The organism is Citrobacter sp. Cc139 (genome assembly GCF_030334645.1).
Lineage (GTDB): Bacteria > Pseudomonadota > Gammaproteobacteria > Enterobacterales > Enterobacteriaceae > Citrobacter > Citrobacter werkmanii.
Map to the genome: position 1 here is coordinate 1 of NZ_JAOWDM010000064.1, position 5,166 is coordinate 5,166.

The following is a 5,166-nucleotide window of genomic DNA, read 5'->3' on the forward strand; positions in this document are numbered from 1 at the left end:
GGCACTGTTGCAAATAGTCGGTGGTGATAAACTTATCATCCCCTTTTGCTGATGGAGCTGCACATGAACCCATTCAAAGGCCGGCATTTTCAGCGTGACATCATTCTGTGGGCCGTACGCTGGTACTGCAAATACGGCATCAGTTACCGTGAGCTGCAGGAGATGCTGGCTGAACGCGGAGTGAATGTCGATCACTCCACGATTTACCGCTGGGTTCAGCGTTATGCGCCTGAAATGGAAAAACGGCTGCGCTGGTACTGGCGTAACCCTTCCGATCTTTGCCCGTGGCACATGGATGAAACCTACGTGAAGGTCAATGGCCGCTGGGCGTATCTGTACCGGGCCGTCGACAGCCGGGGCCGCACTGTCGATTTTTATCTCTCCTCCCGTCGTAACAGCAAAGCTGCATACCGGTTTCTGGGTAAAATCCTCAACAACGTGAAGAAGTGGCAGATCCCGCGATTCATCAACACGGATAAAGCGCCCGCCTATGGTCGCGCGCTTGCTCTGCTCAAACGCGAAGGCCGGTGCCCGTCTGACGTTGAACACCGACAGATTAAGTACCGGAACAACGTGATTGAATGCGATCATGGCAAACTGAAACGGATAATCGGCGCCACGCTGGGATTTAAATCCATGAAGACGGCTTACGCCACCATCAAAGGTATTGAGGTGATGCGTGCACTACGCAAAGGCCAGGCCTCAGCATTTTATTATGGTGATCCCCTGGGCGAAATGCGCCTGGTAAGCAGAGTTTTTGAAATGTAAGGCCTTTGAATAAGACAAAAGGCTGCCTCATCGCTAACTTTGCAACAGTGCCCGTTTTTCCGATGTGCCGAAATGCCCGCTTACCAGGGTGTGCAGCTCATTCAGAATATAATCATACATCTGATAATGCGCTTTCCACGGCTCCTGTGTGGCATTGACATAAAACCCGGCACCCTGGCCGAGATCGTACTCTTTATCATCCGCCACCTGACTGCCGCGCGGACTGGTATCCGGCGCGACAATCACCAGGCCGTGTTCCGCTGCGTAACGCTGTGCCCCGGCTTTGGTGATAAAATTCTGCTCGTTGCAGGTCAGCCCGGAAAGCCAGTACAGCACAGGACATTTCTCTGTTTTTGCCTGCGGCGGCAGAAACACGGAAAAAGTCATCGGCGTGCCGGTCACCGCAGAGTGGTGACGCCAGACTTCCTGGCTGCCGCCGAAACAGACGTGATGTTCAATCCGTTCCATAGTATCTCCCTGAATACGTTATCAGTAATGAATGACTGTGCGGATGGATTTGCCGTCGTGCATCAAATCAAAAGCTTCATTGATTTTATCCAGTTCCATGGTGTGCGTGACAAACGGCGCCAGCTCGATTTTGCCGCTCATGGCATCTTCCACCATTCCCGGCAACTGGGTACGCCCTTTCACGCCGCCGAACGCCGTGCCTTTCCAGACCCGGCCGGTCACCAGCTGGAACGGACGGGTTGAAATCTCTTTTCCGGCACCCGCCACCCCGATAATTACCGACTGCCCCCAGCCACGGTGCGCACTTTCCAGCGCCGACCGCATCACATTGACATTGCCGATACATTCAAAGGTATGATCCACACCCCATTTGGTCATTTCGACCAGCACCTGCTGAACAGGTTTGTCATAATCATTGGGATTAATGCAGTCTGTGGCGCCGAACTGTTTTGCCAGCTCAAACTTGGATGGATTGGTATCGATGGCAAAGATGCGCCCCGCTTTTGCCTGACGTGCGCCCTGCACCACGGCCAGCCCGATACCGCCGAGGCCGAATACCGCCACAGAATCCCCTTCCTGTACCTTCGCGGTATTGTGTACCGCGCCGATCCCGGTGGTCACGCCGCAGCCGAGCAGGCAAACCTGCTCCGCATTGGCCTGCGGATTGATTTTCGCCAGTGATACTTCCGCCACAACGGTATATTCGCTGAATGTCGAGCAGCCCATATAGTGATAGAGCGGCTGACCGTTATACGAAAAACGGCTGGTGCCGTCCGGCATCACGCCTTTGCCCTGGGTTTCGCGGACGGCAACACAGAGGTTGGTTTTACCGGAGGTACAGAAATCACACTCGCCGCACTCGGCGGTGTACAGCGGGATCACATGGTCGCCCGGTTTCACACTGGTCACGCCCTCACCGACCTCAACCACCACCCCGGCACCTTCATGGCCGAGCACCACCGGGAACAGACCTTCCGGATCATCACCGGAAAGCGTGTAGGCATCGGTATGGCATACCCCGGTGTGACTGATTTTCACCAGCACTTCACCTTTCTTCGGCGGTGCCACATCAATTTCAACAATTTCAAGGGGTAAACCCGGCCCGAAGGCGACTGCTGCGCGTGATTTCATAACGGTTCCTCTGTGTCTGAGGCTTATCATGGCAGGCGATAAGCACGAATGCCGTCCACCATACCGCACAACAGCGCTGCCTGTATAGCGCCGGTCAGCAGGTGGCCGCCACCGGTGCCGGTTTTCTGATCAGCAGACAGATTGCCAGCAGCAGACCGTACAGTGCCGTGCCAATCAGCCACACCGTACCGTCCGCACTCTGCTGTGTCTGACTGAAAATAAAAGCAAACAGCAGCGGGCCCGCCACGCCGGTCAGATTGGTCAGGCTGACCAGCACACCCTGTAGTTTTCCCTGATTTGCCGCCGATGCCCCGGCAGAGATAATGCCCTGCAATGCAGGCAGTGCAATTCCGCCGCCTGCCAGCAGGATCAGGACCGGATACACCATCCATCCGGAAGTGATAGCAGACATCAGTAAAAACGCGGTGGCATCGGCAATAAATCCGGCGAAAATAATGGTTTTCTCACTCAGCCGTTTTGCCAGCGCCCCGGCAACCACCGCCTGAAACAGTGCATGCATCGCCCCGAGTCCCGCCAGTGAAAAACCGACCGCCGCGCTGTCCCAGGCAAAGCGGCTCTCCGTAAACAATACCCAGACAGTGGCCGGGATCTGCCCGATAAGCTGCGCGGTAAAAAAGACAAACAGCAACAGCGCCAGAGGTTTAAGCAGTGTGATAAAGCTGATACCTGCGCTTTCTTGTTTCTGCTCCGCCGGTTTTTCTTCTGTCTGTACCGCCGGTTTAAAGATAAAAAAGACCATCAGAAAGGTGCAGGCATTCAGTATTGCCGCAATGACAAACGGCAGATGCGGTGAGATATCCCCCGCCAGTCCGCCGATAGCCGGCCCGGCAATCAGCCCGGCACCAAAGGCCGCACCGAGACGGCCGAACCAGGCGGTACGCTCGCTGACCGCCGTGCTGTCCGCCACTACCGAAGCCGCAACCGCGCCGGTGGCACCAGTGATCCCGGAGATAATCCGCCCGAGATACAACATCCACAGCACATTGGACAGTGCCAGCAGTGTGTAATCAAACGCGGCACCCGCCAGGGATAACAGCAGCACCGGTCTGCGCCCCAGCTTATCTGACCATCTGCCCAGCAGCGGAGCAAAACAGACCTGCATCACCGCATACAGCGCCAGCAGAATGCCGTAATGGTTTGCCACATCCGCTTCCGGGAGATATTCCCGCAGCAGTGACGGTAATACCGGCATGATCAGACCAATTCCCATCGCGTCCAGCAGTGTAATCACCAGCGCGATGACAGCGGGTTTATTCATTTTTCAGATCCTGTGTTAATTCCCTATCATTGATAGAGTTGGAATATATCCCTATCAATGATAGAGTGTCAATCTGAAAATCGGAGGAGACGGTCATGGCACGGCTGAACAGAGAATCGGTTATTGATGCGGCACTGGAACTGCTGAATGAGACAGGGATTGACGGGCTGACGACCCGCAAGCTGGCGCAGAAGCTGGGAATAGAACAGCCGACACTTTACTGGCATGTGAAAAATAAACGGGCGTTACTGGATGCGCTGGCGGTGGAGATCCTGGCGCGTCATCATGATTATTCACTGCCTGCGGCGGGGGAATCCTGGCAGTCATTTCTGCGCAATAATGCAATGAGTTTCCGCCGGGCGCTGCTGCGTTACCGTGACGGGGCAAAAGTGCACCTCGGCACCCGCCCTGATGAAAAACAGTATGATACGGTGGAAACCCAGTTACGCTTTATGACAGAAAACGGCTTTTCACTGCGCGACGGGTTATATGCGATTTCAGCGGTCAGTCATTTTACCCTTGGTGCCGTACTGGAGCAGCAGGAGCATACTGCCGCCCTGACCGACCGCCCTGCAGCACCGGACGAAAACCTGCCGCCGCTATTGCGGGAAGCGCTGCAGATTATGGACAGTGATGATGGTGAGCAGGCCTTTCTGCATGGCCTGGAGAGCCTGATCCGGGGGTTTGAGGTGCAGCTTACGGCACTGTTGCAAATAGTCGGTGGTGATAAACTTATCATCCCCTTTTGCTGATGGAGCTGCACATGAACCCATTCAAAGGCCGGCATTTTCAGCGTGACATCATTCTGTGGGCCGTACGCTGGTACTGCAAATACGGCATCAGTTACCGTGAGCTGCAGGAGATGCTGGCTGAACGCGGAGTGAATGTCGATCACTCCACGATTTACCGCTGGGTTCAGCGTTATGCGCCTGAAATGGAAAAACGGCTGCGCTGGTACTGGCGTAACCCTTCCGATCTTTGCCCGTGGCACATGGATGAAACCTACGTGAAGGTCAATGGCCGCTGGGCGTATCTGTACCGGGCCGTCGACAGCCGGGGCCGCACTGTCGATTTTTATCTCTCCTCCCGTCGTAACAGCAAAGCTGCATACCGGTTTCTGGGTAAAATCCTCAACAACGTGAAGAAGTGGCAGATCCCGCGATTCATCAACACGGATAAAGCGCCCGCCTATGGTCGCGCGCTTGCTCTGCTCAAACGCGAAGGCCGGTGCCCGTCTGACGTTGAACACCGACAGATTAAGTACCGGAACAACGTGATTGAATGCGATCATGGCAAACTGAAACGGATAATCGGCGCCACGCTGGGATTTAAATCCATGAAGACGGCTTACGCCACCATCAAAGGTATTGAGGTGATGCGTGCACTACGCAAAGGCCAGGCCTCAGCATTTTATTATGGTGATCCCCTGGGCGAAATGCGCCTGGTAAGCAGAGTTTTTGAAATGTAAGGCCTTTGAATAAGACAAAAGGCTGCCTCATCGCTAACTTTGCAACAGTGCC

General features: G+C 55.0%; 5 protein-coding genes and 1 pseudogene. 3 read left to right on the plus strand and 3 right to left on the minus strand.

Annotated elements, in window-relative coordinates:
* The first annotated feature begins 63 nt into the window (after positions 1–63).
* Positions 64–768 carry an IS6-like element IS26 family transposase gene (locus OGV69_RS04220; protein ID WP_001067855.1) on the plus strand — a complete coding sequence of 235 codons (705 nt, stop codon included), beginning with the start codon at positions 64–66 and terminating at the stop codon, positions 766–768.
* A 45-nt stretch (positions 769–813) separates the two neighbouring features.
* Here the strand turns inward: OGV69_RS04220 and OGV69_RS04225 are convergent.
* The 3 genes and pseudogenes from OGV69_RS04225 to tet(D) all read right to left on the minus strand — a co-directional run.
* Positions 814–1,236, minus strand: a pseudogene (locus OGV69_RS04225) (alpha/beta hydrolase-fold protein); the annotation flags it as partial.
* Positions 1,237–1,257: 21 nt separating this feature from the next.
* Positions 1,258–2,367: an S-(hydroxymethyl)glutathione dehydrogenase/class III alcohol dehydrogenase gene (locus OGV69_RS04230; protein ID WP_000842134.1), complete on the minus strand. Its 1,110-nt coding sequence runs from the start codon at positions 2,365–2,367 to the stop codon at positions 1,258–1,260.
* Positions 2,368–2,461: 94 nt separating this feature from the next.
* Positions 2,462–3,646 (minus strand): tetracycline efflux MFS transporter Tet(D), encoded by a 1,185-nt coding sequence (tet(D), locus tag OGV69_RS04235; RefSeq protein WP_001039466.1) that lies wholly within the window; start codon positions 3,644–3,646, stop codon positions 2,462–2,464.
* A gap of 95 nt (positions 3,647–3,741) precedes the next feature.
* Between tet(D) and tetR(D) the strand changes: the two genes are divergently transcribed.
* A complete protein-coding gene (gene tetR(D), locus OGV69_RS04240) occupies positions 3,742–4,398 on the plus strand; it encodes a tetracycline resistance transcriptional repressor TetR(D) (RefSeq protein WP_000113282.1) in 657 nt (218 codons plus the stop codon).
* Positions 4,399–4,409: 11 nt separating this feature from the next.
* The gene (locus OGV69_RS04245; protein WP_001067855.1) at positions 4,410–5,114 is read left to right on the plus strand and encodes an IS6-like element IS26 family transposase; all 705 of its coding nucleotides are present in this window, start codon (positions 4,410–4,412) and stop codon (positions 5,112–5,114) included.
* The last annotated feature ends 52 nt before the right edge of the window (positions 5,115–5,166 follow it).